At 64.7% G+C, this 26579-nt stretch carries 25 protein-coding genes; 13 read left to right on the top strand and 12 right to left on the bottom strand.

All coding sequences use genetic code 11. The features are described 5' to 3' along the window. Positions 1 to 200: 200 nt before the first annotated feature. Complete coding sequence (locus FIU89_RS15845) at positions 201 to 1298, top strand: efflux RND transporter periplasmic adaptor subunit (RefSeq protein WP_152493498.1); 1098 nt, start codon at positions 201 to 203, stop codon at positions 1296 to 1298. Next, the gene (locus FIU89_RS15840) at positions 1295 to 4405 is read left to right on the top strand and encodes an efflux RND transporter permease subunit (protein WP_152493497.1); all 3111 of its coding nucleotides are present in this window, start codon (positions 1295 to 1297) and stop codon (positions 4403 to 4405) included. The genes FIU89_RS15845 and FIU89_RS15840 overlap by 4 nt, the downstream gene beginning before the upstream one ends. Here FIU89_RS15840 and FIU89_RS15835 read toward each other — a convergent pair. The 3 genes from FIU89_RS15835 to FIU89_RS15825 all read right to left on the bottom strand — a co-directional run bounded on the left by FIU89_RS15835 (position 4378) and on the right by FIU89_RS15825 (position 6210). Next, complete coding sequence (locus tag FIU89_RS15835) at positions 4378 to 5073, bottom strand: EI24 domain-containing protein (protein ID WP_152493496.1); 696 nt, start codon at positions 5071 to 5073, stop codon at positions 4378 to 4380. The genes FIU89_RS15840 and FIU89_RS15835 overlap by 28 nt on opposite strands. Continuing rightward, on the bottom strand, positions 5070 to 5648 hold the full coding sequence (locus FIU89_RS15830) for a nitroreductase family protein (protein WP_152493495.1): 579 nt from the start codon (positions 5646 to 5648) through the stop codon (positions 5070 to 5072). The genes FIU89_RS15835 and FIU89_RS15830 overlap by 4 nt, the downstream gene beginning before the upstream one ends. 322 nt (positions 5649 to 5970) lie before the next feature. Next, positions 5971 to 6210, bottom strand: coding sequence for a hypothetical protein (locus FIU89_RS15825; protein ID WP_152493494.1), 240 nt, complete (start codon positions 6208 to 6210; stop codon positions 5971 to 5973). Between the two features lie 128 nt (positions 6211 to 6338). On the opposite strand from FIU89_RS15825, the gene FIU89_RS15820 reads away from it, so the two are divergent. From FIU89_RS15820 to FIU89_RS15810, 3 genes are all read left to right on the top strand, one after another. Then, positions 6339 to 7049, top strand: coding sequence for a M48 family metalloprotease (locus FIU89_RS15820; RefSeq protein WP_152493493.1), 711 nt, complete (start codon positions 6339 to 6341; stop codon positions 7047 to 7049). Between the two features lie 9 nt (positions 7050 to 7058). After that, positions 7059 to 7418, top strand: coding sequence for a YigZ family protein (locus FIU89_RS15815; protein WP_152493492.1), 360 nt, complete (start codon positions 7059 to 7061; stop codon positions 7416 to 7418). A 112-nt stretch (positions 7419 to 7530) separates the two neighbouring features. Next, positions 7531 to 7797: a DUF6455 family protein gene (locus FIU89_RS15810; RefSeq protein ID WP_152493491.1), complete on the top strand. Its 267-nt coding sequence runs from the start codon at positions 7531 to 7533 to the stop codon at positions 7795 to 7797. Between the two features lie 23 nt (positions 7798 to 7820). Here FIU89_RS15810 and FIU89_RS15805 read toward each other — a convergent pair whose 3' ends face one another. The 4 genes from FIU89_RS15805 to rimO form a co-directional block, all read right to left on the bottom strand. Then, on the bottom strand, positions 7821 to 8519 hold the full coding sequence (locus FIU89_RS15805) for a hemolysin III family protein (RefSeq protein ID WP_152493490.1): 699 nt from the start codon (positions 8517 to 8519) through the stop codon (positions 7821 to 7823). A 124-nt stretch (positions 8520 to 8643) separates the two neighbouring features. Beyond that, positions 8644 to 9150, bottom strand: coding sequence for a hypothetical protein (locus FIU89_RS15800; protein WP_152493489.1), 507 nt, complete (start codon positions 9148 to 9150; stop codon positions 8644 to 8646). Between the two features lie 171 nt (positions 9151 to 9321). Beyond that, on the bottom strand, positions 9322 to 10680 hold the full coding sequence (locus FIU89_RS15795) for a biosynthetic peptidoglycan transglycosylase (RefSeq protein WP_152493488.1): 1359 nt from the start codon (positions 10678 to 10680) through the stop codon (positions 9322 to 9324). Then, the gene (gene rimO, locus FIU89_RS15790; protein WP_152493487.1) at positions 10677 to 12065 is read right to left on the bottom strand and encodes a 30S ribosomal protein S12 methylthiotransferase RimO; all 1389 of its coding nucleotides are present in this window, start codon (positions 12063 to 12065) and stop codon (positions 10677 to 10679) included. Before rimO ends, FIU89_RS15795 begins: the two co-directional genes overlap by 4 nt. 101 nt (positions 12066 to 12166) lie before the next feature. Between rimO and FIU89_RS15785 the strand changes: the two genes are divergently transcribed. Together FIU89_RS15785 and FIU89_RS15780 are read left to right on the top strand one after the other, a co-directional pair. Then, on the top strand, positions 12167 to 14149 hold the full coding sequence (locus FIU89_RS15785) for an AsmA family protein (protein WP_152493486.1): 1983 nt from the start codon (positions 12167 to 12169) through the stop codon (positions 14147 to 14149). A 31-nt stretch (positions 14150 to 14180) separates the two neighbouring features. Continuing rightward, positions 14181 to 15611 (top strand): FAD-binding oxidoreductase, encoded by a 1431-nt coding sequence (locus FIU89_RS15780; protein WP_152493485.1) that lies wholly within the window; start codon positions 14181 to 14183, stop codon positions 15609 to 15611. Positions 15612 to 15713: 102 nt separating this feature from the next. On the opposite strand, the gene FIU89_RS15775 is transcribed toward FIU89_RS15780, so the two are convergent. The 4 genes from FIU89_RS15775 to FIU89_RS15760 are packed head-to-tail and all read right to left on the bottom strand — an operon-like array spanning position 15714 to position 18158. Further along, a complete protein-coding gene (locus FIU89_RS15775; RefSeq protein ID WP_152493484.1) occupies positions 15714 to 16193 on the bottom strand; it encodes a DUF6505 family protein in 480 nt (159 codons plus the stop codon). Next, complete coding sequence (locus FIU89_RS15770; protein WP_152493483.1) at positions 16190 to 16900, bottom strand: biotin/lipoate--protein ligase family protein; 711 nt, start codon at positions 16898 to 16900, stop codon at positions 16190 to 16192. Before FIU89_RS15770 ends, FIU89_RS15775 begins: the two co-directional genes overlap by 4 nt. Further along, positions 16897 to 17964, bottom strand: coding sequence for an iron-sulfur cluster carrier protein ApbC (apbC, locus tag FIU89_RS15765; protein WP_152493482.1), 1068 nt, complete (start codon positions 17962 to 17964; stop codon positions 16897 to 16899). The genes FIU89_RS15770 and apbC overlap by 4 nt, the downstream gene beginning before the upstream one ends. A 2-nt stretch (positions 17965 to 17966) precedes the next feature. Further along, the gene (locus tag FIU89_RS15760) at positions 17967 to 18158 is read right to left on the bottom strand and encodes a DUF6494 family protein (RefSeq protein ID WP_152493481.1); all 192 of its coding nucleotides are present in this window, start codon (positions 18156 to 18158) and stop codon (positions 17967 to 17969) included. Between the two features lie 114 nt (positions 18159 to 18272). Between FIU89_RS15760 and FIU89_RS15755 the strand changes: the two genes are divergently transcribed. Next, entirely contained in the window at positions 18273 to 18983 is a 711-nt protein-coding gene (locus FIU89_RS15755) for a hypothetical protein (RefSeq protein WP_152493480.1), read from the top strand. Here the strand turns inward: FIU89_RS15755 and FIU89_RS15750 are convergent. Continuing rightward, complete coding sequence (locus FIU89_RS15750; RefSeq protein WP_152493479.1) at positions 18977 to 20935, bottom strand: 4Fe-4S binding protein; 1959 nt, start codon at positions 20933 to 20935, stop codon at positions 18977 to 18979. The two genes, FIU89_RS15755 and FIU89_RS15750, sit on opposite strands and share 7 nt — an antisense overlap. A gap of 357 nt (positions 20936 to 21292) precedes the next feature. Here FIU89_RS15750 and FIU89_RS15745 point away from each other — a divergent pair, with 357 nt between their 5' ends. From FIU89_RS15745 to FIU89_RS15725, 5 genes are all read left to right on the top strand, one after another. Beyond that, positions 21293 to 21859 carry a DUF3305 domain-containing protein gene (locus FIU89_RS15745; RefSeq protein ID WP_254701705.1) on the top strand — a complete coding sequence of 189 codons (567 nt, stop codon included), beginning with the start codon at positions 21293 to 21295 and terminating at the stop codon, positions 21857 to 21859. After that, entirely contained in the window at positions 21856 to 22482 is a 627-nt protein-coding gene (locus FIU89_RS15740) for a DUF3306 domain-containing protein (RefSeq protein WP_152493478.1), read from the top strand. The genes FIU89_RS15745 and FIU89_RS15740 overlap by 4 nt, the downstream gene beginning before the upstream one ends. A gap of 20 nt (positions 22483 to 22502) precedes the next feature. Further along, complete coding sequence (locus FIU89_RS15735; protein WP_254701704.1) at positions 22503 to 23117, top strand: molecular chaperone; 615 nt, start codon at positions 22503 to 22505, stop codon at positions 23115 to 23117. A 41-nt stretch (positions 23118 to 23158) separates the two neighbouring features. Next, on the top strand, positions 23159 to 23347 hold the full coding sequence (locus FIU89_RS15730; protein WP_152493476.1) for a ubiquinol-cytochrome c reductase iron-sulfur subunit N-terminal domain-containing protein: 189 nt from the start codon (positions 23159 to 23161) through the stop codon (positions 23345 to 23347). Positions 23348 to 23463: 116 nt separating this feature from the next. Beyond that, on the top strand, positions 23464 to 26568 hold the full coding sequence (locus FIU89_RS15725; protein WP_152493475.1) for a formate dehydrogenase subunit alpha: 3105 nt from the start codon (positions 23464 to 23466) through the stop codon (positions 26566 to 26568). Positions 26569 to 26579: the final 11 nt, after the last annotated feature.

Raw genomic sequence — 26579 nt, 5'->3', positions numbered from 1 at the left:
CGCAGGCGGCACCTCGCGGTTTTGTGATGCCATGGCGGCCGCATTCCACCGTGACCGAGTGACCCGTGGCCTGTTCCTTGGGGCGGGCTGCCCTATTTCGGCAAACTAACCCGATCAGACGGTCTCGTGCTTTGGCACGGTGCCCTGTATCGGCGTGTGACCGCTTGGAGGTAGTTGATTTGGGTAAGGTTTTCAGGGTCTTGATCGGTCTTTGCGTCGTGGCCGCCTGTGCGGCTGCGGGGCTTTGGGGCACGCAGCAGATCCTGTCGCAAGGCGGATCGGGCGAGGCCGCGTCGGCGCCGCCCGCCATGCGCGTGGAACTGACCCGGGCTGAGACGCGGCAGATCGAGGACCGGGTGAGCGGGGTCGGCACGCTTATTCCGGTGCGCTCGGTCGAACTGGTCCCTGCGGCGGCGGGGCGAGTGACGGGCGTGCCGGTCTCCTCCGGGGAGGAAGTCGCCAAAGGCGAGATTATCGTGCAGCTGGACGACCGCGCGGCCCGCGCGGCGCTGGCCGAGGCCGAAGCGACCTTTGCCGAGGCGGAAGACGAATTTCGCCGGGTCGAGGAACTGACCGACAGCAACGCCGCCGCCGAGGCGCGGCTGGAAGAGGCGCGGGCGGCCTATCGCCGGGCCGAGGCCGCGCTGATGATGGCGCGCGCCGACCTGGAAGACCGGACGCTGGTGGCGCCCTTCGACGGGATCCTGGGGCTGATCGACATCGAGACGGGCACGTTCCTGGGCGAGGGCATGGCCGTGACGCGGTTGTCGGACATCTCGACGATGGAGCTGACGGTGTCGCTGCCCGAGCGGTATTTCGACCAGATCGGGGTGGGGCAGGCGGTCAACGTGCATACTCCGGCCTATCCGGATGCGGAATTCGACGGCGAAGTGACGGTGCGCGCGCCGGAAGTGAACCTGGAGACGCGCAGCTTCAACATCCGGGCCGAGATCGACAATGCCGACGGACGCCTGGTGGGCGGCATGTTCGCCGATGCCGAGATCGTACTGGACACCTATGAGGGGCTTGCGATTGCCGATGACGCGATCATCAGCGAGGGGTTGGCGAGTTATGTCTACACTGTCGCGGACGGGGCCGCCGTGCGCACCGAGATCGAGCCGGGGCAGTCGCTGGGCGCGATGACGGAGGTGCGCGAGGGGCTGGAACTGGACGACCGCGTTGTCGTTGCGGGCTGGGACAACCTGACGGACGGGGCCTCGGTCGAGGTGGTCGAGGATGTGGACCAGCAGGAAGACGAGGCGGCGCAGGGCGACGGCGCGGAGGGCGCCACCCAATGACGCTGCCTGACCTGTGCATCAAGCGGCCCGTGCTGGCCACGGTCATGTCGATCCTGATCATCGTGGTGGGCATTGCCGGGCTGACCCGGATGCCAGTGCGGGAATTGCCCGACACCACCACGGCCGAGGTCACGGTCAGCGTGCCCTATATCGGGGCCGGTCCCGGCGTGGTGGACAGCGAATTGGCCACAGTCATCGAAGGCGCGCTGTCGACCGTGTCGGGCATCGACAGCATGAACACCGAATCCGAGCTGGGCGGGTTGCGCACGGTCATCACGTTCCGGCAAGGGCGGGATATCGACCAGGCGGCTGCGGATGTTCGCGCGGCGGTCGAAGGCGTGGCGGGAGACCTGCCGGAAGAGGCCGAAGAGCCGCAGGTGGAAAAGAACGACAGCCAGGGTGACCCGATCCTGTGGATGACGCTGACGTCCGAGACCCTGTCGGCCTCGGAGCTGACGGATTACGCCGACCGTTTTATCACCGACCGGCTGGAAACACTGAGCGGCGTGGCGGCGGTGCAGATCTACGGCGACCGGGCCTATGCGATGCGCGTCTGGCTGGACCCCGAGGCGATGGCGGCCCGGGGCGTGACCGCGAACGAGATTGCCGATGCGCTGCGGGCCAACAACCTGGAACTGCCGGCGGGCACGATCGAGAACGAGGCGCGGACGTACCTGTTGCGCACCGAGACGCGGCTGTCGAGCGTGGAGGAATTCGAGGATCTGATCGTGCGGTCGGACGAGAATGGCCGGGTCCTGTTGGGCGACGTGACGCGGATCGAGCTGGGGGTCGAAAGCGACGACAGCGAATTCCGGGCCAATGGCGAGACGGCGCTGGGGCTGGGCGTGTTGCGGCAATCCTCGGCCAATACGCTGTCGATCTCGGCCGCGGTCAGCGAGGAAGTGGAGCGGATCGCGGCGGACCTGCCGGGTGGGACGAAATTGCAGATCACGTCGGACGACGCTGATTTCATCGAGAATTCGATCCGGCAGGTTCTGACAACGCTGGCCATCGCCGTGGGGATCGTGGTGGCGGTGATCTACGTGTTCCTGACCTCTATCCGCACGACAGTGATACCCGCCGTGACCATCCCCATCGCGCTGTTGGGCGCCTGTGCGGGGATCGCTCTGGCCGGGTTTTCGATCAACATCCTGACGCTCTTCGCGCTGATCCTGGCCATCGGGCTGGTGGTCGATGACGCCATCGTGGTGCTGGAGAATATCGAGCGCAAGGTCGAGGAGGGCGAGGACCCCAGGCAAGCGGCACGCACGGGCGCGAACCAGGTGTTCTTTGCCGTGGTGTCGACCTCGGCGGTGCTGATCTCGGTCTTCGTGCCGCTGTCGCTGCTGGAAGGCGAGCTGGGCAAGCTGTTCCGCGAGTTCGGCGTGACGCTGGCCATCGCCGTTGCGCTGTCGACCTTCGTGGCGCTGACGCTGTGCCCGGTGATTGCCAGCAAATTGCTGAAGAAGGGTATGAACGACAGCTGGTTCGCGCGGGCCGTGAAGCGGGTGACGAAAAGCACATCGGAGGGCTATCGCAAGCTGTTGACGCGGGCGATCCGGGCGCCGCTGGTGGTGCTGGCGATTGCGGCGGTGCTGACGGGGATGTCCTGGACGCTCTACCAGCAATTGCCGTCGCAGCTGACGCCGGCATCGGACCGGGGCATATTCTTTGTCTCGATCCAGGCACCGCCGGGATCGGCCCTGCCGCTGACCGACAATGCGGTGAGCCAGGTCGAGGACCTGATCGCGCCTTACCGCGAAGACGGCGTGGTGGAGGACACCATTGCCATCGTCGGGCAGTACGGCGAGGCGGGGCGGGCGTTCGTGGTGGCGGTGATGTCGCCGTGGGGCGACCGAGAGATGGGGCCGCGCGACGTGCTGAACGAGCTGCGGCCCGAGTTCGCCAAGATCACCCGCGCCAGCGTGCGTGCCTTCGCGCCCTCGGGGCTTGATGCGGGCAGTGGCTCGGGGTTGGAGGTAATCGTCACAGGGCCGAGTTTCGAGGATGCCGCCGAGTTTTCGCGCCAGATGGAAGAAGCGATGCGCGCCAGCCCCGACTTGACCGGGGTGCGGCGGGATTACGAGATCAACACGCCGGGCTTCGACATCAGCGTGAACCGGGCCATGGCGCGGCAGATCGGGGTCGAGGCGCGGGATATCTCGGACGCGGTGCGCACATTCTTTGCCTCGGCGGAGGTGACGGAATTCATCTCGCGCGACCGGCAGTACCCGGTGATCTTGCAGGCGCCGGACGATCGGCGGACCAACACCGCGGATCTGACGGGTGTGAACGTGCGGACCGAGACTGGCGCACTGGTGCCACTGGATGGTCTGGTGACGCTGGAACGGCGCGCGTCGGTGCGGGCTTACAATCGGTATAATCGGCAGCCCTCGGTCGAGATCAGCGCGTCGCTGGTGGAGGGCGTGGACCTCGGCTCGGCCATCGCGACGGTCGAGCAGATTGCCGAGGACATGCCCTCGGCCATGCAGATCAGCTATTCCGGGCAGGCCGAAAGCTATCAGGAGACGTCGGGAGGTATCGCGCTGACATTCGCGCTGGCGCTCTTGATCGTGTTCCTGGTTCTGGCGGCGCAGTTCGAAAGCTTTATTCAGCCGGTGGTGATCCTGCTGTCGGTGCCGCTGGCCGTGGCAGGGGCGCTGATAACGCTGTTCGCGCTGGGCGAGGCGATCAACATCTACACGCAGGTGGGGATGGTGATGCTGATCGGGCTGATGGCCAAGAACGGCATCCTGATCGTGGAGTTTGCCAATCAGTTGCGGGAAGAGGGCCGCAACGTGCGCGATGCGGTGATCGAGGCGTCTGCGGTGCGGTTGCGCCCGATCCTGATGACGGTAATGTCGACCGTACTGGGCGCGGTGCCGCTGGTGCTGTCCACCGGCGCGGGGGCGGCGAGCCGGTTCTCCATCGGGATCGTGATCATCGGCGGGTTCATGTCGGCCTCGGTGCTGACGCTGTTCCTGACGCCGGTGCTGTATGACCTGTTGCAGAAGGACCGGGAAAGGAAGATGCGCCGGAGGGTGCGGGCGCGCAGCCGGCGGAGTAGCGGCGGGGCGACTCAGATCTCTGATTTGGCGATACGGTGATAGATATGGGTGAAAGTTGCCGCCCCAAGGATCGGGATCACGAGGTTCACCAGCGGGATCGACAGGGGCAGCGCCATCAGGGTGCCGGCCATCCAGATCGTGCCGCGATGTTCCTTGCGCAGCACCTTGGCGTTGGCGCGGCCGACGCGGCGCATGGCGGCCAGCTGAAAATACTCCATTCCCAGCAGGTAGCCGTTCACGCCCCAGAAGATGAAGGGCGTGGCGGGCGGGAACAGGGCGTAGAGAATGAAGGCCAGGAGGTTGGCCGCGATGATGACGCCGAGGAAGTTGACGCTGTCCTTCAGCCCATCGAAGAAGGGCACTGGCGGGACGGCGGGCAGGTTGGGATAGTGCCGGTCCTCGACCGCCTGGGCGACCGTGTCGAGAAAGAGCGAGGTGATGGCCGACGCCACCGGCACCATCAGGAAGACCGACATCAACAGCATCAGGAAGAAGCCGGACCAGCCGAGCAGGTCGTCGATCCAGTTGACCTCGCCGATGATGGGCAGGGTCGTGGTGTCGCCGGTGGCCCACTGGATGAACATCAGAAAGGCGGCGGTGACGGCGACGAGCAGCAGGAACGACAGCGCCACGCCCAGCCAGAAGACCTTGCGGAAGCGCGGATCGCCCAACTGCCCCAAGGCCTTGAAGAAGGCGGTGAAGATCATTCGGTGACCCAGGTGGTGATGGCGTCGATATCCGGGCGCGGACGGTCCGGCGGGGCCGAGGTTTCGGTGCCGAGGAAGACCAGGCCGGCGATGCTTTCATTGTCGGCAAGGCCGAGGCCCTGGGCGACGAAGTCCCGGTCATGGCTGGCCCAGCCGGTGAGCCAGTTCGCGCCCCATCCCGAGGCCAGAGCGGCGTTCAGGAGCGCGAGGCACACCGCGCCGGCCGAATAGGTCTGTTCGATGGCGGGAATCTTGTCGGAGGGTTTGCGCACCTCGACCACGGCGACGGCAAGCTGGCCGTCCTCGTATTGCTTGGCGGCGTTGGCGATGTCCTCTTCCGACTTGCCCAGGGCGGCGCCGCGGTCGCGGGCGAGGGCGGCAAGGCGAGGCATGGCGGCACGATCCAGCACGATGAAGCGCCACGGCTCGAGCTTGCCGTGATCGGGCGAGCGGGCGGCGGCCTGCAGGATCGGCAGCAGCTCATCGCGCGAGGGCGCCGGGCCGGTCAGCGTCTTGGCGGGGCGCGAGCGGCGCGTCAGCAGGAACTCCATCGCGGCGGGATTGGGATCGGGCATGGGGGGCTTTCGTCGTGTCTGATCTGTTGGGGCATATGTCGGGCGGCGCGGTGCGGGCGTCAACCCTTTTGGCGGGGACGGTCAGGCCAATGCGATAGCGAGGCTTTGGTGATTGCACCGCGCGGGATCAAGGCCGTAGGCCGCCGCGCGATCGCCCGCTGACCGAAAGGCGATTGCACGCAATCGCCGAAAGGGGGACCGCCCGGACGGGCTGGCGATTGAGAGAAGTTGGCGATTCGATGGAAGGTCGTGCGGATATGGCTGGGATAAAGTGCGCAGAAAAACCGTCGCATCGCCATCCCGCGGTCTGGCGATCACGCGGCTATTTCTTCCCGCGCGACAGGCTGTAGACCCCTTCGGGCAGGTTCAATGCGGCGCCGAGATCCTGCAGCTGGGTCATGGACAGCGTCACTTTCTGTACCCGGTCGGTGCGTGGATCGAGCTGTTCGATGGTCACGCATTCCTCGAACGCGTTGATGGTGATGTCTTCCTGCAGGGGCACGCTGCCCTCGTCGACGAGGGTGACAACGGTGGAGTCGAATTCGTGCTCTATCGAAAACATGGCGCCACAGTAACGCATGGTTGCCCGAGCGCAATCGGCTTTGCATCGCGCGTGCGCACGAGGGGGACTGGCCCTCGCCGCAAAGCCTGCTAAAACTAGGGCAACGAGAGCAATTGCAGGTGAGACAGATGCGTTGGAAGGTTCTGATTTGTGCGGTTTTCCTGGCCGGTTGCGAGGTAACCACCACGGGCGGCGAGGCGCCGCAGCCCCGGCCGACCGGCCAGCAGCAACAATCGGTAAAAGCGCCCTCGGGGGCGCAACTGTCGCGGTTCCGGCAGGTTGTGGCACGGGTCGAGCCGGTGGCCGAGCGCGAATGCCGGGCGCGTGGCGGCAACGTGAACTGCGATTTCAACGTGGTGCTGGATGATCGCCCCGGTCGTCCGCCCAACGCGTTCCAGACGCTGGACCGCAGCGGGCGCCCGATCCTGGCCTTTACGGCGTCGCTGATCGCGGATGTGCGCAACGAGGACGAACTGGCCTTCATCTTTGCGCATGAGGCGTCGCATCATATCCGACGGCACATCCCGCGCCAGCAGCAGAGCGCCGCGGCGGGCGCGATTCTGCTGGGGGGTCTGGCGACGATTGCCGGTGCCGGCACGGGTGCGGTGGACGCAGCCACCAATGTGGGCGCGTCCGTGGGCGCGCGCAGCTATTCCAAGGAGTTCGAGCTGGAGGCCGATGCGCTGGGCACGATCATCGCCAAGAAATCGGGCTATAATCCGGTGCGCGGTGCGGAGTATTTCACCCGCATTCCCGATCCGGGCAACCGTTTCCTGGGCTCGCACCCGCCCAACGCGCAGCGGATCGAGACCGTGCGCCGCGTGAACTCGCAACTCTGACGGGGTGTCATGCTGCAACTGACCGGCGTGATTTCCGACCGGGGGTCGAAATACGCCGTGTCGGGCGGCGTGGCGCGGGACCGTGCGGCGGTGGACGCGTTTCTCAAGGAACTGAAGCGCGACAAGAAATTCGCCAAGGCCACGCACAACACCTGGGCGATGCTGGATGGCGAGGGCACCGCGCTGAAATCCGACGACGGCGAGGCCGGGGCCGGCATGGTGATCGTGCGGATGCTGGAACGGGCCGACCTGCGCGAGCACGTGATCGTGGTCACGCGCTGGTTCGGCGGAAAGCACCTGGGCGGTGACAGGTTTCGGCACGTGCAGGACTGTGTCAGCACCTACATGGAGGCGCTCGAACAGTCTTGATGCAGATCAAGGCGCGTTCAGGCGGGCTGGGTCAGTGTTGGCGGCAAGGGTGTCCCGACACCCGGCAATGACGCCGGCAGGGAAGGTGGCACCCACGCGACAGGAGGGCGCCATGCCGCAGACGAAAACGATCAGACGTCATACCGAGCTTGTGGACCGCATGGCCGGTACGCTGGGACTGGACCTGGAAGAAGAGGTCTATGCCGGTCAGCTGGATCCCGAAACGCTGTGCGACGCGGTTCTGCGGTGCACGGGCTGTTCCGATCCGGATGGCTGCGAGGCCTGGATGGCGGCGCAGACGGCCCCGGTGGACGCGACCCCGATCATGTGCCGCAACGGCGAGGTTTTCGCCGCACTGAAGGCGGGACTGCGGGTCTGAGCCGTCGCGGCTGTGGCGCTGCGTTAGAGCGGTGCGATGCTCTTTGCCATGGCGCCGGAGATCCCGAGAAAGCAGCAGGCGGTGGCGATCAGTACGCAGGCGTGCCAGATGGCGTTGCTGAATTTCAGCGTGTCCCAGCAATAGAAGACGACGGCGCCGGAATAGATGATGCCGCCCGCGAAGATCAGTGTCAGGCTGTCGGCCGGCAGTGACGGCCACAGCGGGACGATGATGATCAGGCCCAGCCAGCCGAGCGCCACCTGCGGCAGCCAGTGCGTGCTCATCTTTCCGCGCGCGGCCAGAAGTTTCCTCACCGCACCCGACAGCGCCAGAAACCACACCAGCGTCAGCACGGTATAGGCAAAGGGCGTGTTCAGCAGTACGGCAAGCGGCGTGATCGTGCCCGCGATCTTGACGTAGATGGCGGCATGGTCGATCCGGCGCAGAACCGGGCGCAGGGATGTGTGGGCCGCCAGATGATAGGCCGCCGAGGCCGAAAGCATCAGGATCATGGCGAGCCCGTAGACGACGGCCGCAGTCATGGGCCCGGCGGGCAGGTTCCCGGCATTGGCGGTAATCAGGATCGCGAATGCGACAAGCGCGCTGCAGACGCCGAGCACGTGGACGGTGCCATCGGCGATCCGTTCGGCGCGTGTATAGCGTGGGTAGGACATGTCGCGGTCCTTTGGCCTGTGGGTGTCCTGCGGTTTCGTGTCGATCATGACACTGAGATGTCTCGATTATGTTTCAGTTTCAGGGGTTTTCGTTCAAAAATTATGTGACAACATCGTAATCAAAATGGAAACAAAGGCCCGGCCGGGCCTTTGTTTGCTTTTTTGCAAAGGGTTAGCGGGCTTGAAGCCGCGCGAGATAGGCCGCGGTTGACGCTGCGGCAATGCCGTAGATCACGTGGCCCACCAGCGCCACCCAGGTGATGCCGGTGAAGTTCAGGAAGAATGGCAGGCCGGCGATGCTGGTGATGCCGCCGATGGCGAAAACCCAGAGCGCCGCGCCGTAGAGCGCCGAGGCCGGAAGCCAGTGAAGACCGGGAAGGATGCGGGCCAGCGCCGGGCGCGCGATGAAGAGCCAGCCGATGGGATAGGCCAGGAGGCCCACGAAGAAGAGATGCATCAGGTGGCCGTAAGGCGCGGCGTTGGGCAGGCCCAGCGAGCCCAGCAGGCTGCGGGCAAGGCCCACGGGGGCGAGGTTGGCAAAGCCGAGGATCGGCGAGAGCGCCTGGCCGAAGAGGTCGAAGGCCACGGTGCCGGCGGCGCCGGAGAGCAGGATGAGCAGCGCCGTATCGAGGGAAATGTCAGGAAGGGTGCGGGCGGGATCGGTGGTCAGGGAAGTCATGGTCGGGGGTCCTTGTCAGGTGTGGGTTGCGTTGGTGCGGCCAAGCTGCGGCGGACCGATGTGACAATCAACTGACAGGCCCGTGAGCGCACGGATTGGTGTAAATATCTGTGAATGTTGAAATATTTCAGAATTTCACGGGGGCGTTAGAACTAGGATAATACCGAAGCCTTACCCAGCAAAACGCGAACTCAAGTTTGATCGAACCTCGTCGGGCTCAAGTTCACCTTCTCTTAGAATAAAATGATGCTCGATAAACCCTTCATAGTAACCTAAAGCCGATCGCGCATCGTCCAAAGATAAGATGTTTTCGTCAATCAGCTGTATCAAAAGGGCTTGGATACGATGACCAAGAAAGTATCTTCGCGTGTTCGCGAGTCTTTCTACAAGAATGAAAGCTTCCCAGTTGGATATCGCGTTCGCTTTGTCGTTAAAGAAGTGCCTGTATGCGTTATGCACGCCGTAGACCCCAGTTTCAAAGCGAACGCTGGCTAAATAAGCATCCAATATTTCGTTCTTGTCCCATACGGACTCTATCCACTTAGCCAATGCCATTTCGACAAGCTTTCTTCGGATAGTTGGCTGCAATCTGGTAATAAAGTTGGAACGGCAGAACTGTTGAGTAATCGAACTGCCTCCAGACCGTTTTCCTCGCCAAAGAAACTGCCAAAAAGCTCTCATCAGACCTCGCCAGCTTATTCCGCTATGTTCAAAGAAGCCTTTATCTTCAACGGCAATAGCGATCCGCCGCGTTGTAGATAAATCGGTCTTGAGCCGCTCGATTTCCGCCTTTGCCAGTTTGATATGATAAATTGTCTGCTCAAAATTCTTGACCAACGGCACTCGCGAAACAGCTGCCAGAAACTTGGCGAACCAAAGCCGCCAATTCTCGTTAGCTTCATTCAGCTGATGATAATACGTTAAAAGACATACTAATATCCAAGTCGTGAACGTGACCCAAAGGAAACTAATAGACGAGTGCAGCAGGTTGATCGCCACTCGTGTCATGTCCATGACCGACGGTCCAAGCAGGAATATACTTACTAGCGATGCCAAAATAATAAAAAGCACCGGCATCGATCTGTAAGAAGAAAGAGCTGGTCTTAGATGTATCGAGAAAGGATCATCTGCTCCCTCTATGCGCCAGTTCGGTAGAACTAAGGTGTTTGTGCCATAGCTCACGCCAAGCATTCTTCGGAGCACTATAATTTTTCTCTCAGAAAATGTTTGTGACTTTCTAAGGTTCGCCAAATGGATGATTGCGAACCAAGAGAAAAGAAGAATTACTATTAAGAAAAAAGCTCTTATATCATCGGCTTCGACGCCACTGTCCGTTATTTCGCCTGCCAATTCGCTTATTTTGAAAGATCCGAACCCTAGAAGAGTCGCTATTGTTGTGAGAACACTTGTTGTCCACGTCACTGCTCTGTCTACCGAGGCAAGCATCTGAACTGCAAAGTTATACTCGGCTAGACCAATTTCAGTTGTAAGCTTGTGTTGAGGGAAGTAGCGCTCAATCTGCTCGCTCATTTAATCTGACCCCACAGGTCATACTCCCCGGCTTCGTCCACCTCGACGGTGACGATGTCGCCGACGCTCAGGCCCTCGGTGTGCTCGTCGATGAAGAGACAGCCGTCGATTTCCGGTGCATCCGCCTTGGTGCGGCAGGTGGCGATGCCCTCCTCGTCGATATCGTCGACGATCACCTCTTGCACAGATTTGACCTTGGCGGCCAGTTTATCCACAGAAATGGTCTGTGCCTTTTCCATGAAGCGATCCCAGCGGTCCTGCTTGACCTCTTCGGGCACGTGGCCGGGGAGGTCGTTCGAGCGGGCGCCCTCGACATTTTCGTATTTGAAGCAGCCGACGCGGTCGAGCTGTGCCTCGTCGAGCCAGTCGAGCAGGGTCTGGAATTCCGCCTCGGTTTCGCCGGGATAGCCGACGATGAAGGTTGATCGCAGCGTCAGGTCGGGGCAGATCGCGCGCCAGGCGGCGATTTCATCCAGGGTTTTGGCCCCGGGGGCGGGGCGGGCCATGCGTTTCAGAACGTCCGGGTGGGCGTGCTGGAACGGGATGTCGAGATAGGGCAGGACGCCGTTTTTCGGGTCGGCCATGAGAGGGATGAGCTCGCGTACATGCGGGTAGGGATAGACGTAGTGCAGCCGGACCCACGCGCCGAGCTCTCCGAGTGCGCGGGACAGATCGACGATGTGGCTGCGCAGGTCGCCATCCTTCCACGGGTTCACGTCATACTTGCGGTCCAGCCCGTAAGCGCTTGTATCCTGGGAAATAACCAGAAGTTCGCGCACGCCGTTCCCGACCAGTTTCTCGGCCTCGCGCAGAATGGCGTGGCCGGGGCGCGAGGAAAGACGCCCGCGCATGTCGGGGATAATGCAGAACTTGCACTTGTGGTTACAGCCCTCTGAAATCTTGAGGTAACTGTAGTGGCGAGGGGTCAGCTTGACCCCCGCCTCGGGCAGAAGGTCGATGAAGGGGTCGGGGCTGGGCGGCACGGCGGTGTGCACCGCGTCGAGCACCTGCTCATACTGGTGCGGGCCAGTCACCGCGAGGACGCGGGGATGGGTGCCAGTGATGTATTCGGGTTCGGCCCCCAGACAGCCCGTGACGATGACGCGGCCGTTCTCCGCAAGCGCCTCGCCGATGGCGTCGAGGCTTTCGGCCTTGGCGCTGTCAAGAAAGCCGCAAGTGTTCACGATCACCGCATCGGCACCGGAATAGTCGGGCGAGATCCCATAGCCCTCGGCCCGCAGGCGCGTCAGGATGCGTTCGCTGTCGACCAGCGCCTTGGGACAGCCCAGGGACACCATGCCGATCACCGGCTGGCCCTTTCGGGGCGTCTCGGTGACGCGTGCGCGCGCGAGGTCGGGGCGCAGATCGGGTGGGTTGGTGCTCATCCGGCGCGATATAGTCCGCAAAGGCCAACCGATAAAGCGGAAAAGCTGTTGTTGGGCGCGAGGCCTGCGCCTAGTCTGCAGGGAAAAGAACGGAGAGCAGGATGCGGTGGCTCATTCGCCTTTTCATGATCGTGCTGGCGGCGGCGGTTCTGGTCGTCGCGGCGGTGTTTTTCCTGCCCGGCGAGCGGATCGCGGGCATCGCGGCGGACCAGCTGAGCCGCATGACGGGCCGCCAGGTGACGATGAGCGGCGAAACCACGATCAGTTTCTGGCCGATCCTCGGGGTCAGCACCGGCGCGGTGACGGTCGCCAACGCGGACTGGGCCGGCGAGACGCCGATGTTTCAAGCCCAAAGCCTGAAGATCGGGGTCGAGCCGCAGGCGCTGTTCGGCGGCGATATCCGCATCACGGGGCTGGAGGCGGTGGGCCCGCAGATCAACCTGCGCCGCGCCAGCGATGGCCGGGTCAACTGGGAGCTGAACGTCGAAGGCGTGGCGCCGTCGGGCCAGGGCCAGAGCGAAGGCGGCGGGGCACCGGCGCGGTCGAACCGGCTGTCGCTTACACTGGACCGGGCGCTGATCGAGAATGCCTCTTTGGTTTATGTCGATGAAGTGGACGGGACCACCGTGCGCCAGTCGGGCGTGGATTTCGATTTGCGGTGGCCGGATTACGACGGCGCGGCGGATTTCGACCTGACACTGCGCCCCGGCGGCGAGGTGGTCGAGATATCCGGCACGCTGGACCGCGTGGGGCATTTCATAGATGGCGGCGTGTCCGACGTGCAGGCGCAGATTACGACCAAGGCGGGCACGGCCAGCTTTGCCGGGCGTGCGGGATCGGCGCCGGAGGTGGCGGGCAAGCTGACCGCGGATCTGGAGAGCACGTCGGAGTTCATGGCGCTGATCGGTCAGGGACCGATGGACATCCCCGAAGGCCTGGGCCGGGCCGCGACGCTGGAGACGGACCTGACGTTCAAGGACGACCGGCTGTCGCTGCGCAACACGGCGCTGGGGCTGGATGGCAACCGCTTGACCGGGGCTGCGGACGTGGACCTGAGCGAGGACAGGCCGCGCCTGAATGTGCAACTGAACGCCGGGGCGCTGGACCTGACCGGATTGAGCGCCGACGACGCCGGGGGCGGAAGTGGCAGTGGCACCACTGGCAACGGCGGCAGCGGTGGCACGGCGGATGACGGATGGTCCAAGTCACCGATCAACGCCTCGGGCCTGGGGGCTGTGAACGGAGAGTTCGCGCTGGTCGCCGAAAGCATCGACCTGGGCGATTTCAAGCTGGGCAAGGTGCGCACGCTGGCCACGCTGGACCGTTCGCGACTGGTCTTCGGCCTGCGCGAGGTGCGGGCGTATGACGGGCTGATCACCGGGCAATTCGTGATGAACAACCGTTCCGGCCTGTCGGTGGGCGGCGAGATGATCGCCACCGGGATCAACCTGAAGACTTTCCTGAGCGACGCGATGGATGTCTCGCGTTTCGAGGCGAAAGCGGATGGCGAGGTGGATTTCCTCGGCGTCGGTGAAAGCGTGCATGCGATCATGCATTCGCTGAGCGGCGGCGGCGCGTTCAAGACCGGGCGGGGCGTGATCTCGGGCTTTGACCTTGACCGGCTGATGCGGTCGGGCAGCGGCACCGGGGGCACGACGGTGTTTGATACGTTGAGCGCTACGTTCACGATGGACGAAGGCAACCTGTTCAACGACGACCTGACGCTGAAGCTGCCGCAGGCGAGTGCCGCGGGCGACGGGCGCGTGGGGCTGGGGGCGCGGGATATCGATTACCTCTTCACGCCGCGCCTGCTGGATGGGGGCAGCCGCGATGGGCTGGCGATTCCGGTGAAAATCCGGGGGCCGTGGGCCAATCCGAAGATCACGCCGGACCTCGAAGCGGCGATCGACCTGAACTTTAAGGAAGAGAAGAAGGAACTGGAGCGGCAGGCGCGGGACGAGATCGAGCGCGAGGTCGAGAAGCAGCTGGGTATCGAGCGGCAGGAAGGCCAGTCGCTGGAGGATGCGGCGAAGGATGCGCTGGAGGACGAGCTGGAGCGCGGCCTGCTGAAGCTGTTCGATTGACGCTGACGGAACCGCAGCCTAGGAGCCGGGCATGACACTCAATCCCGTGACCGAAGACTTCATCGCGCAGCTGCGCGCCACGTTGCCCGAGGCGGCGTTCCGCGAGGTGATGCCGTCCTACCTGGAAGAGCCGCGCGGGCGCTGGAAGGGGCAGGCGGGCGTGCTGGTCGCACCCGGCAGCACCGAGGAGGTCGCAACCCTGGTGCGTGCCTGCGCCGAGGCGTGTGTGCCGGTGGTGCCATATGGCGGCGGCACGGGGCTGGTGGGCGGGCAGTTGTCGCCCGAGGGGCCGGTCCCAGTACTGCTGAGCCTGGAGCGGATGCGGGCCGTGCGCGGGGTCTGGCCCGAGGAAAACGTGATGGTGGTCGAGGCGGGCGCGATCCTGCAGGACATCCATGCCGAGGCGGACGCGGTGGACCGGCTGTTTCCCTTGTCGCTGGCCGCCAAGGGCAGTGCGCGGATCGGTGGCAATCTGGCCACCAATGCGGGCGGCGTGAACGTGCTGCGCTACGGCAATGCGCGGGACCTTTGCCTGGGGTTGGAAGCGGTGCTGCCGGACGGCACGATCTGGCACGGGCTGAAGCGGCTGAGGAAGGACAATACCGGCTATGACCTGCGCAACCTGCTGATCGGGTCCGAAGGCACGCTGGGGGTGATCACCGCCGCGGCGCTGAAGCTTTTCCCCAAGCCCGCCGGGGAAGGCACGGCGCTGATGGTGGTGGACGGCCCCGAAGCGGCGCTGCGACTGCTGTCGATGGCGCGCGATCACATGGGCGAGGGCGTGTCGGCATTCGAATTGATGCATCGCGCGGGGCTGGATTTTTTGGCAGAGACCATGCCGGACATGCGTCTGCCTTTCGCCGAGCCACCCGAGTGGTTCGTGTTGATCGATATCGGGCTGGCCAAGGGCCTTGATCCGGCAGAGGCGCTTGAGGCGCTCTTTGTTGAGGCGGCTGAGGCCGGGTTGGTGAGCGACGGCATGATCGCGCAGTCCGAGGCGCAGCGGCAGGAATTCTGGGAGGTGCGCGAGACGATCCCCGAGGCCAACCGGCGGATCGGCGCGATCAGCAGCCATGACATTTCCCTGCCGCTGAGCGCGGTGCCGGGTTTCATCGATCAGGGCAACGCGGCGCTGAAGGAACTGGGGCCGTTCCGCATCAATTGCTTCGGGCACCTGGGCGACGGGAACCTGCATTACAACGTGTTTCCGCCCAAGGGCGAGACGCGCGACGGCTATACGGGCCAGCGCGACGCCATCAAGCGGCTGGTGCATGACCTGGTGCACGAGATGGACGGATCGGTGTCGGCCGAGCACGGGATCGGGCGGTTGAAGGTCGATGACCTGGAACGCTATGGCGATCCGGCGAAACTGGCGGCGATGCGGGCGATCAAGGCGGCGCTGGATCCGAAGGGCATCCTGAATCCCGGCGCGATCCTCAGGCTGCCGCCGGATGGGAATTGAGTATTTTCAGCAAGAAAAAGTAGTGACGTCGCCCTGCGTCCTCTTCGGTTGGATGCGCGATGGAGACGGTGGCCCCGGGTGCACCCCAGGTGCCTGGCCGCATCACTCGTCGAGGCTGCCGTGGATGGCGAACTGTTCCAGCCCGGCATCCTGCGCGGCGATGGCGCGGTAGGTTTCGCGCACGCCGGCCTCGGTCAACTCACGCGCGACGGTCAGGAGCGTGTTGGGGTCGTGGTCGTCGCACATCTCGATCATCTGGGCGATCTCGTCGGCGGCCACCGGGCGGGCGGCGTCGATGTCGGGCGCGCCGTAGACCGAGACGAAGTGCTGCGCCAGGGCGTCGGTCAGCGTGGCGCGTTCGGGCTCTTCGATCTTTGTGACGGCCACGAAGGTCACGCGACCGAAGGTTTCCAGCCCCAGCCAGCCGTTCGAGAACGCCTGCCGTTGCTTGCCGCTGAGGTCAGCCTCGGACCAGTTGGAAAACTCGAACCCGCCCGAGATGCACCATTCGCCGGTGCGGGCAGGCGAGGGATAAACGCGGGTGTCGCTCTCGTCAAAGTGGATGGCGCGGGCGAGTTTCATGACGCTTCCTCCAGCACGGTGCTGAGCGGAATGAGGCGGGTCTCGCCCCCGGTCCGCAATAGCAGTCCGAAATTTTCGTCGACGCCCATGAAGGTGCCGGTCTGGCCGTCGATGGTGATGTCCTCGCCGATGCCGTGCGCGAGGCCGCGCCATTCGGAGTGCAGGGCCCGGGGGCCGTCGTCTTCCCAACGGGTGATCCAGACCAGCGTGTGGCGCGCCCAGCCCTCGAGCAGGGCGACAGGGTCCACGTCGGCGCAGCCTTCCTCGTAAAGCGCGGTGCGGTCGGGGGCGTCGCCCGGCGTGGCGTCGGTCAGCATCAGCGGCAATTCCAGCCCCACCACCAGCCAGCCCGGCATGGCGGCAGGATCGGTCGTACCGGCCATCGTGCGCAGGCGGCCGCAGCTGGCCCCGTTGACGCGCAGGCCGCCGGCCCATTCCAGGTGCACCGCCACCTCGGGCGGGGCGATCGCGCCGAGCGCGTTCTGAAAGCCGACGCCGCAGGTGGGCAGCATGGCCATGGCCTGTTCCAGCGCCACCTCGGGCGCCATGATCAGCGCCGCGGCGAGCCGGTTGGCGCCCACGTTATGCACGATGGTCCCGGCGTCGCAGCCAAGGGCCGCCATGGCGCAAGCCTTCTCGAACGGGTCTATCCCTGCGTCCACGGCGTGACCCTGCATCAGGGGCGGAAAGGCCGGCTCGCGCGTCATGCCACGCCCTGTGCCACCAGCGCGCGCGCGATGTCGCGGAAGGCCTGCGACTGCGGCGCGTCGGGCTTGGACACCACGATCGGCGCACCGCCGTCAGAGGCCGTGCGGATGTCGATATGCAACGGCACCTCGGCCAAGAGCGGCACGCCCATTTTCTGCGCCTCGGTCGCGACGCCGCCATGGCCGAAGACATGTTCCTCGTGCCCGCAGTTGGAGCAGATATGCGTCGACATGTTCTCGATCATGCCGAGCACCGGCACCTTGAGCTGGTTGAACATGTCGATCCCCTTGCGGGCATCGAGGAGGGCGACGTCCTGCGGCGTGGAGACGATAATGGCACCGTCCACGCGCGCCTTTTGCGCCAGCGTCATTTGCACGTCGCCGGTGCCGGGCGGCAGGTCGACGATCAGCACGTCGAGCGCGCCCCATTGCACCTGCATCAGCATCTGTTGCAGCGCTCCCATCAGCATCGGGCCGCGCCACACGACAGCTTGGTCCTCGTTGGTCATCAGGCCCAGCGACATCATGGTGACGCCATGGTTGCGCATCGGCAGGATCGTCTTGCCGTCGGGCGAGGCGGGCCGGCCCGAGACGCCCAGCATCCGGGGCTGCGAGGGGCCATAGACATCGGCATCCAGCAGGCCGACGCGGCGGCCCTCCGCGGCCAGCGCGCAGGCGAGGTTGGCCGACACGGTCGACTTGCCGACGCCGCCCTTGCCGGAGGCGATGGCGATGATGTGGTCGACGCCGGGCACGCGTTGCGGGCCCTGCGGTTCGGCGGGCTTGCGTTTCGTCTGGAGGTCGGGCGGCGCCTTGGCGGAATGGGCGGTCAGCACGGCGGAGACCTCGGTCACGCCCGCAACGCCGCGCACGGCCTCCTGCGCCTCGGCCAGAACCGGCTCGTAGGCTTTCGACTTGGCGGGGTCGATTTCGAGCACGAAGCGGACGGTGCCGCCCTCGACATTCAGGCCACGGGTCACGCCCGCCGACACGATGTCGTCGCCCGTGCCTGGGTCTTTTACTTTTTTCAGCGCGGCGAGCACGCTTTCCCTTGTTGCCGTCACGTTCACCCGCCCTTGATCGTGCCGGTGACCACGTGTTCGACATCGAGGCCGTCCACGGTGAGTACAACCTTGGCCTCGAATGTCTTGCCCTCGGTGCCGTCGGTGTTGCGCATGGCGTCCTCGATGGCCTGCTGCGAGGTCACGCCGACCTGCTTGAGGAACTTGCGCATGGACATGTTGAAATCGTCGCTCATTTTACTCTCCTTTTTCCAAGAGTGTTGACGCGCGGCCCGCGTGCTTTCTAGGCTTGGGCCATGCGCGCGCAAATGTTAACCCTTATTGGCGTGATTGTGGTGGTCTGTCTCGGGATGTCCACCGCAGAAGGCCGCGCGGCGGAGGATTTTCGCCTTGGGGCGCCACCGGCGCTGACCGAAAGCGGGATTCTGGACTATGTGGTGCCGCGTTTTTCCCTGAAAACCGGGATCAGGGTCGACATCGTGGAGCTGGACGAGGGCGCCGATATCCTGCTGGCGCCCGATGCCGAGGGACCGCGCGTCTTCGACGGGCCGCACGCCAAGTGGCGGATGCAGATCAACACGCCCAGCCATGAAGGCGCGGTGAGCTTTGCCGATTGGCTGACCTCCGAGATCGGCCAGCGCACGGTGACCAGCTACGAGGTCGGGGGCGCGGCGCCGTTCGGCCTGCCGAAGGAGAACGCGCAGGAAGTGGCCGAGGTCAGTTTCGACGGGGATGCGGGGCTTGGGCATGACCTGTCGGTGGCGCATTGCGCCCGGTGCCACGCGGTGAGCGAGGCGACGCGGATGAATGCCATGGCCTCGACCCCCAGTTTCGCCGTGCTGCGGGCGATGGCGGACTGGGACCGGCGGTTTCAGACCTTCTATATCCTGAACCCGCATCCGGCCTTCACCCAGGTCAAGGACGTGACCGAGCCGTTTCCGATCAATCGCCCGTCGCCGATTGCGCCCATGGAGATCACCATAGACGACTTGCAGGCGATCCTGGCCTACGTGGCCGGCGTGAAGCCGGCCGACCTCGGGGCGCCGATCGAGCATCAGTGATCCCGGCGTTTCGAGAAATAGTCGTCGGTGGTGCGGACCTGCGGCCGCTCGCCGCCAGCGAAGGGGTTGTCCTTTGAGTGCAACTGCGCCTTCACACGGCAATCGTCGCACATCTGGATAAGCCGCGCCGCCGAGTCGGAGCCGAACATGGAATGCTTGCCCGCCAGTTTCTCGGTGATCCGGTCGATGGTGGATTTCACGCCGAAGGGTACGCCGCATTCGATGCACTGGGCCGGTTCCTCCTCGTTCAGAACGACCTGGCCCATCGCCTCGTCGCGCAGGTTGAGGCGCGGCTCATAGCCGATGGCGTCCTCGGGGCAGATGTTGGCGCAGAGGCCGCATTGCAGGCAGGCGTCTTCCTGAAAGCGCAGCTCGGGGCGGTCGGGGTTTTCCACGAGCGCGCCGGAGGGGCAGAGCGAGACGCAGGAAAGGCAGAGCGTGCAGGCGTCGGTGTCGACCAGAACGGCGCCATAGGGGGCGTCGTCGGGCAGGGGCAGGATGGTGTCGTCGCCATGCAGGGCCTTGGCGGCAAGGCGCGCGACCTGGCGGCGGCTGCCCATGGGCAGGACCGGCTCGGCCACCGGATCGGGGCGGGCTGCGTCGGTGTAGAGAGCTTCGCAAAGCGCATCGGGCTCGGCCACGTCGAGGAGCGTCACGCGGGCCTCGCCCGCGATGGCGCGGGCGAGCGGGATCTCGCGGTCGAGCGCGTCGCGTTCGGTGGTGGGCGAGAGCAGGATCGTCACGTCTGTGAATCCAGATGCCAGCGCGGCCAGCATCTCGGCATGGCCGAACCCCGACAGCGCGGGCACTTCCAGCGGGATCACGTTGGCGGGCAGGCCGCGCGAATAGCGGGCGGCGAGGCTGATCATCTGCTGGCCGTGGCTGTCGTCGCAGACCAGCAGGCGCGGGGCGGTGCCGCCGGCCTTGCGGAAGGTCGAGGCCAGCGTCTGGATGCGGCGGAAGAGCGTGGCCGGCGAGGGCGCGTCGTAGGAGATGGCGCCCGAGGGGCAGAGCGCCGAGCAGGCGCCGCAGCCGGCGCAGATCATCGGGTCGACGGTGACGTGCTCGCCCGCCGGGGAAATCGCGCCGGTGGGGCAGACGTCGAGGCAGTTGGTGCAGCCGGTCTGCTGCGCGCGGGAATGGGCGCAGGTCAGCGGCTCGACCGCGACGTAGAGCGGTTTTTCGAAGGTGCCGATCAGCTGGCTGGCCTCGAGTATCGCGTCGGCCACCGCCGTCATGCTGCCGGGATCGGGGCGCAGGTAGCCCTCGCGCTTTTGCGGGGCGGGAAAGAGCGGGGTGCCTCCGGTCAGATCGAGGATGACGTCGCATTCGGTGCGCGCACCGTCCCGCGGGGCGGTCCATGTCAGCGCGCCGCGACCCGACGGGTCGACCTGTTGAAGAGCGTCGATCTGGACCGAGAAGCCCCCAAGGGCGCCGGTGGCGCGTTTCAGGTGCCCGCGAATGACGTCATGGCCCGCAGGGTCGGGCGCGTCCGCGTCGTCGGTCAGCAGGGCGGTCACGCCGAGGATGTCCTTGAGCTTGTCGGCGGCGGGCAGAACGGTGCCGGAGGGGCCGATGATCAGGCACAGGCCTTCGGACATGACGTCGACGGATTTGCCCGAAGGCACGTCCAAGGTGGCCTCGGCCAGAAGGGCGGCCATTTTGGGTAGTTTGCTGGCGGGGTCGTCGGACCATCCGGCCCGGTCGCGCAGGTCGGTGACAGGGGGCGCGGGCATCTCCATTTCGGCGGCGAGCTCGGTAAACAGGCGCTGTTCCTGGCGGCAGCAGAGGATGGCGTCACCCGACGCGATGGCCTGTGCCGTGGCGTCGGTCTGGGTGGTGCAGAGGCCGGAATGCACCGCGCTGCAGGTGAGGCCGGTGGCCGCTTCGAGCGCGTCCTTGTCGAGCTGCTGAGAGCCCGCACAATTGCACAGAATCAATTGCTTAGTCATTGTATGCCCCGGCTTTCACTGGCGGGTCGCGGGACGATGCCGCACGACGAGCTTATGGATTGCAATGCGGGTCCCTCCTCGTGAACCTGCACGGGCCTCGCGCCGCTTTTCCCGACAAGCATGGTCAGGAATAGGGGGCGTCTGGCCTTCGATTCTTCTGCCCTTCGCGACGCCGTTGCAAGCGGGAAACCCGACCATTTTTCTTGTCCGGACATTCTGTCCGTCGCCCTTTCGAATCCCGTCCATGGCTGCCCAAATTGTCCAGATTTGCGTTCCGTCCACAATTGCATGCTTTTTTTCTTTGAGACGCCGGTGCAGTTGGCTCAGGATAAGTTATCGGGAGGATACCAGCCACACATGATCCACAATCCGGACATGTACGCCACTATGCCTTTGGGGATCGTCATGCGCCGCACGCCGGGCGTGACGCGCTGGGCTGCGTGGGCGTGGAGGGCGGTTGCCGTCCTGCCCGGGGCCGGCCCCGCCGCGTGGCGCGTGCTGCGCGAGGAAGGCGATATCACCGAATACCACGCGGCGACCGTGACGCTTGAGCTGCACGGTGCGGAGACCGAAAGCTATCTGCACGGCCTGTCGGCGCAGGTCCCGTCGGTTTACGCGGTCTTTCGCAAGACGGGCGGTGATTGTCCGATGGAGGCAGTGCTGGTGACGGCCTCGCCCTATGAAGCGCAGGATTACGAGGACAATGGCGAGGATATCGTGGAGAAGATCCCGATGCCCGAAGGCCTGATCGCCTGGGTCCGGGATTTCGTCGAGACCTACCATATCGAGGAAGAATTCAAGAAACGCCGCCGCGACAAGGTCAAGGTGGACGCGCATGTGGACGGGATCGGCGACCCGCGTATCGTGCAGCAGCGCGACATCTACCGCTCGCCCACGCTGCGGCGGAAAGGGCGGATGCAATGAGCGCACGCGAGGATTTCTGGTCGCGCCGGAAGGCGCGGGTGGCGGCGGAGGATGCCGCCGAGGCCGAGGCGCGCGAAGAGGCGCAGCGGGCCGAGGCGCGCGCATCGCTCGAAGAGAAAAGCGATGCCGAGGTGTTGGAGATGCTGGGCCTGCCCGATCCCGACACGATGAACCGTGGCGACGATTTCAGCGCCTTCATGGCCGAGGCGGTACCGGACCGCATTCGCCGCTGGGCGCTGCGGCGGCTGTGGGGCACGAACCCGGCCTTGGCCAACCTGGACGGGCTTCTGGATTACGGCGAGGACTTTACCGACAAGGCGATGGTGATCGAGAACATGCAGACCGCCTATCAGGTGGGCAAGGGTATGCTGACCCATGTGCAGAAGCTGGCCCGCGAGGCGGAGGCCCTGACGGCCATGGCCGAGAGCGACGCCGAGGGTGAGGCCGAAGACGACACCGGCGCGCCGGAGACGGAGGTCGAGGAGTCGGTCGAGATTACGGAGGCCGAGCCGGTCTACAGCTACACTTACGAGCCTGCCGCGGCAGAGGCGGACACGTACGCGCCGCCGCCGCGCCGGCGGATGCACTTCACCTTTGACGATGCAAGCGAGAGCACGACATGAGCAACCAGGAGGCGGTCATAATGACAGACATCCGGTCCCAGATTGCCGAGGAAGACCGGCTGCGTGCCGATCTTTACGATTTTCTGGGCGTGCTTCTGGCCGGGCCGCCATCCGAGGCGCTTCTGGCGCAGACCTCCGGGTTGTCGGGCGACAACGAGACCGACCTTGGCGTTGCCGTCGCGGCGCTGTCGCGTATCGCCAAGCATACCAAGCCGCAGGCGGTGGAGCGCGAGTTCAACGCGCTGTTCATCGGGCTGGGGCGGGGCGAGCTTTTGCCCTATGCGAGCTATTACCTGACCGGGTTTCTGAACGAGAAGCCGCTGGCCAGCCTGCGGCGGGACATGGCGGCGCGCGGCATGACCCGGGCGCAGAACGTATACGAGCCCGAGGACAACATCGCGTCGTTGATGGAGATGATGGGCGGGCTGATTACCGGGCGGTTCGGCAAACCGGCCAGCCTGAGCGATCAGAAGACGTTCTTTAACACGCATATCGGCCCGTGGGCCGGGCATTTTTTCACGGATTTGGAGGCTGCGAAGAACTCGGTTCTCTTTGCCTCGGTCGGCGCTGTCGGCCGGGTGTTCATGGAGATCGAGACCGAAGGTTTCCGGATGAGCGCGGAGGGATCCGCATGAACCGGCAGGGTGACCTGTCACCACCAGAGAGGAGGACTCTCATGAGCGAGAAAACGCAAGGCAACAGCCGGCGCGATTTTCTGAAGATGGCCGCCGCGGGCGCGCCCGCGGTCGCGGTCGCAACGGCAGCGTCCACCGGCTCTGCCGAGGCGGCGGAACCGGACCTGTCATCGGACAAGATGCAGGACACCGCGCATACGCGCGCATACTTCGATAGCGCCCGGTTCTGACGGACCGGACGTGATCACTTGACCTGCCGGCGACTGGTTGCGGGACGCCCGACTGTCGGTGGATAACCTTAGTACCCAGCAATCCCAATGGGGAAAGCTCGGGAGGAGAAAGAAACATGCTTAGGAAAAAGACCAACGGGGTTGCGCGACGCCCCCAGCGGACAAGTATCCTGTCTGAGGTCGGGGGAAAGACCATCGACCGCCGCGCCTTCCTGCGCGGCTCTGGCTTGGCCATCGGTGGCCTGGCCGCGATTGGCGCAACGGGGGGCAGTGTCACCCGGGCCAGCGCGCAATCGTCCGCAGCAGCGGCGGTTGAGACAGTCAAATCGGTTTGTACGCATTGCTCGGTCGGCTGCACGGTCGTGGCCGAGGTGAGCGACGGCGTCTGGGTGGGCCAGGAGCCCGGCTGGGACAGCCCGTTCAACCTGGGCGCCCACTGTGCCAAGGGCGCATCGGTGCGCGAGCACGCCCATGGCGAGCGCCGCCTGAAATACCCGATGAAGAAAGAGGGTGGCGAGTGGAAGCGCATCAGCTGGGAACAGGCGATCAACGAGATCGGCGACGGCATGATGTCGATCCGGGAGGAAAGCGGCCCGGACAGCGTCTATTGGCTGGGCTCTGCCAAGCATAACAACGAACAGGCCTACCTGTTCCGCAAGTTCGCGGCCTACTGGGGCACGAACAACGTGGATCACCAGGCCCGTATCTGTCACTCGACCACGGTTGCAGGTGTTGCCAACACCTGGGGCTATGGCGCGATGACCAACAGCTACAACGACATCCACAATTCCCAGGCGATCTTCATCATCGGCGGCAACCCGGCGGAAGCACACCCCGTCAGCCTGCTGCACGTGCTGAAGGCCAAGGAACAGAACAACGCACCGCTGATCGTGTGCGACCCGCGCTTCACGCGCACGGCCGCCCACGCGGACGAGTATGTCCGGTTCCGTCCGGGCACGGACGTGGCGCTGGTCTGGGGCATCCTGTGGCACATCTTCGAGAACGGGTGGGAGGACAAGGAATTCATCCGCACCCGTGTCTGGGGAATGGACCAGATCAAGGACGAAGTGTCCAAGTGGACGCCCGAGGAAGTCGAGCGTGTGACCGGTACGCCGGGAAGCCAGCTGGAGCGCGTTGCGCGCACGCTGGCCAACAACCGTCCGGGCACCGTGATCTGGTGCATGGGTGGCACGCAGCACACCAACGGCAACAACAACACCCGCGCCTACTGCATCCTGCAGCTGGCCCTTGGCAACATGGGCACGTCGGGTGGCGGCACAAACATCTTCCGCGGCCACGACAACGTACAGGGCGCGACGGACCTTGGTGTTCTGAGCCACACTCTGCCGGGCTATTACGGTCTGTCGGCGGGGGCATGGGGCCACTGGTCACGCGTGTGGGGTGAAGATCCCGAGTGGCTGGCCGGGCGGTTCGTCACGACGAAGACCAAGGACGGCAAGGACCAGAGCCTGCAGAACCTGTCGGGCATCCCCGTCAGCCGCTGGATCGACGGCGTGCTGGAAGACCCCGAGAACATGGACAACCCCAACAAGGTGCGTGCCATGGTTCTGTGGGGCCACGCGCCCAACTCTCAGACCCGTATGACGGAAATGAAAACGGCGATGGAGCAGCTGGACATGCTGGTCGTGGTCGACCCGTATCCGACCGTGTCCGCGGTGCTGCATGACCGGACCGACGGCGTCTACCTGCTGCCGGCCTGTACGCAGTTCGAGACCTATGGCTCGGTCACCGCGTCGAACCGGTCGATCCAGTGGCGCGAGAAAGTCGTCGATCCGCTGTTCGAATCGAAGTCGGACCACGAGATCATCGGTCTCTTCGCGCAGAAGTTCGGCTTCCACGACCGGATGTTCCGCAACATCGGCATCGAGGATGACGGCGTGACGCCGAACATCGAGGACACGCTGCGCGAGATCAACCGCGGCATGTGGACGATCGGTTACACGGGTCAATCGCCCGAACGGCTGAAGATGCACATGGAGAACCAGCACACGTTCGACCGCACCACGCTGAAGGCGGTGGGCGGTCCGGCGGATGGCGACTATTACGGTCTGCCGTGGCCAAGCTGGGGCACACCGGAGATGAAGCATCCCGGGACGCCGAACCTCTATGACATGTCGAAGTCGGTGGCCGAGGGTGGCCTGACCTTCCGCGCCCGTTTCGGTGTGGAGTACGAGGGCGACAACCTGCTGGCCGAGGGCGTCTATAGCGTCGGCTCGGAAATCCAGGACGGGTATCCCGAGTTCACCTACCAGATGCTTGTCGACCTGGGTTGGGACAGTGACCTGACCGAGGAAGAAAAGCGTGTCATGGGCCGTGTCGCGGGCGTCGAGGGTATCGACGAGGACGCCTCGGTCGGCAACCAGGACGACGGCGAGGAAGCACAGAACGCGACCGAAGGCGGCCAGACCGAGGAGGTGCAGGACACCGCCGAGGCCCAGAACCTGGCGCAGCCGAATGGCGAGCAGGGATCTTCCGAGGAAGTCGGGGAACAGGCGATGTCGCCCTTCCCGTCGGATTTCAACGACAAGGTTTCGGCCGTCAACTGGAAGACCGACCTTTCGGGCGGTATCCAGCGGGTCGCGATCAAGCACGGCTGTGCACCCTTCGGCAACGCCAAGGCCCGTGCCGTGGTGTGGACCTTCCCCGACCCGGTGCCGCTGCACCGCGAGCCGCTCTACACGTCGCGGCGCGACCTGGTCGCGGACTATCCGACCTACGAGGACCGGCACGCGTACCGCCTGCCGACGCTTTACGCTTCGATCCAGAAGAACGACTTTTCGAAGGATTTCCCGATAATCCTGACATCCGGTCGTCTGGTCGAGTACGAAGGCGGCGGCGACGAGACGCGGTCGAACCCTTGGCTGGCCGAACTGCAGCAGGACATGTTCGTTGAAATCAACCCGCGTGACGCCAACAACCTTGGTGTGCGGGATGGCGAGCAGGTCTGGGTCGAAGGACCCGAAGGCGGCAAGGTCAAGGTCATGGCCATGGTGACCAACCGGGTGGGCGAAGGCGTGGCCTTCATGCCGTTCCACTTCGGCGGTCACTTCCAGGGGGAGGACCAGCGGAGCAAGTATCCTGATGGCGCCGACCCCTATGTCTTGGGTGAATCCACCAACACCGCCCAGACATATGGCTACGACTCGGTAACCCAGATGCAGGAGACGAAGGCGACTCTCTGCAAAATCTCAGCAGCATAAGGAGAAGATGG

The organism is Roseovarius sp. THAF27, from assembly GCF_009363655.1.
Classification (GTDB): domain Bacteria; phylum Pseudomonadota; class Alphaproteobacteria; order Rhodobacterales; family Rhodobacteraceae; genus Roseovarius.
The sequence above is the reverse complement of the archived record's forward strand: the minus strand, read 5'-3'. Positions and strand labels throughout refer to the sequence as shown.

Bases quoted from the DNA above. Each gene is read 5' to 3' on its own strand.
- FIU89_RS15840 (WP_152493497.1), top strand. From the start codon at position 1,295: ATGACGCTGCCTGACCTGTGCATCAAGCGGCCCGTGCTGGCCACGGTC.
- FIU89_RS15835 (WP_152493496.1), bottom strand. From the start codon at position 5,073: ATGATCTTCACCGCCTTCTTCAAGGCCTTGGGGCAGTTGGGCGATCCG.
- FIU89_RS15830 (WP_152493495.1), bottom strand. From the start codon at position 5,648: ATGCCCGATCCCAATCCCGCCGCGATGGAGTTCCTGCTGACGCGCCGC.
- FIU89_RS15825 (WP_152493494.1), bottom strand. From the start codon at position 6,210: ATGTTTTCGATAGAGCACGAATTCGACTCCACCGTTGTCACCCTCGTC.
- FIU89_RS15820 (WP_152493493.1), top strand. From the start codon at position 6,339: ATGCGTTGGAAGGTTCTGATTTGTGCGGTTTTCCTGGCCGGTTGCGAG.
- FIU89_RS15815 (WP_152493492.1), top strand. From the start codon at position 7,059: ATGCTGCAACTGACCGGCGTGATTTCCGACCGGGGGTCGAAATACGCC.
- FIU89_RS15810 (WP_152493491.1), top strand. From the start codon at position 7,531: ATGCCGCAGACGAAAACGATCAGACGTCATACCGAGCTTGTGGACCGC.
- FIU89_RS15805 (WP_152493490.1), bottom strand. From the start codon at position 8,519: ATGATCGACACGAAACCGCAGGACACCCACAGGCCAAAGGACCGCGAC.
- FIU89_RS15800 (WP_152493489.1), bottom strand. From the start codon at position 9,150: ATGACTTCCCTGACCACCGATCCCGCCCGCACCCTTCCTGACATTTCC.
- FIU89_RS15795 (WP_152493488.1), bottom strand. From the start codon at position 10,680: ATGAGCGAGCAGATTGAGCGCTACTTCCCTCAACACAAGCTTACAACT.
- rimO (WP_152493487.1), bottom strand. From the start codon at position 12,065: ATGAGCACCAACCCACCCGATCTGCGCCCCGACCTCGCGCGCGCACGC.
- FIU89_RS15785 (WP_152493486.1), top strand. From the start codon at position 12,167: ATGCGGTGGCTCATTCGCCTTTTCATGATCGTGCTGGCGGCGGCGGTT.
- FIU89_RS15780 (WP_152493485.1), top strand. From the start codon at position 14,181: ATGACACTCAATCCCGTGACCGAAGACTTCATCGCGCAGCTGCGCGCC.
- FIU89_RS15775 (WP_152493484.1), bottom strand. From the start codon at position 16,193: ATGAAACTCGCCCGCGCCATCCACTTTGACGAGAGCGACACCCGCGTT.
- FIU89_RS15770 (WP_152493483.1), bottom strand. From the start codon at position 16,900: ATGACGCGCGAGCCGGCCTTTCCGCCCCTGATGCAGGGTCACGCCGTG.
- FIU89_RS15760 (WP_152493481.1), bottom strand. From the start codon at position 18,158: ATGAGCGACGATTTCAACATGTCCATGCGCAAGTTCCTCAAGCAGGTC.
- FIU89_RS15755 (WP_152493480.1), top strand. From the start codon at position 18,273: ATGTCCACCGCAGAAGGCCGCGCGGCGGAGGATTTTCGCCTTGGGGCG.
- FIU89_RS15750 (WP_152493479.1), bottom strand. From the start codon at position 20,935: ATGACTAAGCAATTGATTCTGTGCAATTGTGCGGGCTCTCAGCAGCTC.
- FIU89_RS15745 (WP_254701705.1), top strand. From the start codon at position 21,293: ATGATCCACAATCCGGACATGTACGCCACTATGCCTTTGGGGATCGTC.
- FIU89_RS15740 (WP_152493478.1), top strand. From the start codon at position 21,856: ATGAGCGCACGCGAGGATTTCTGGTCGCGCCGGAAGGCGCGGGTGGCG.
- FIU89_RS15735 (WP_254701704.1), top strand. From the start codon at position 22,503: ATGACAGACATCCGGTCCCAGATTGCCGAGGAAGACCGGCTGCGTGCC.
- FIU89_RS15730 (WP_152493476.1), top strand. From the start codon at position 23,159: ATGAGCGAGAAAACGCAAGGCAACAGCCGGCGCGATTTTCTGAAGATG.
- FIU89_RS15725 (WP_152493475.1), top strand. From the start codon at position 23,464: ATGCTTAGGAAAAAGACCAACGGGGTTGCGCGACGCCCCCAGCGGACA.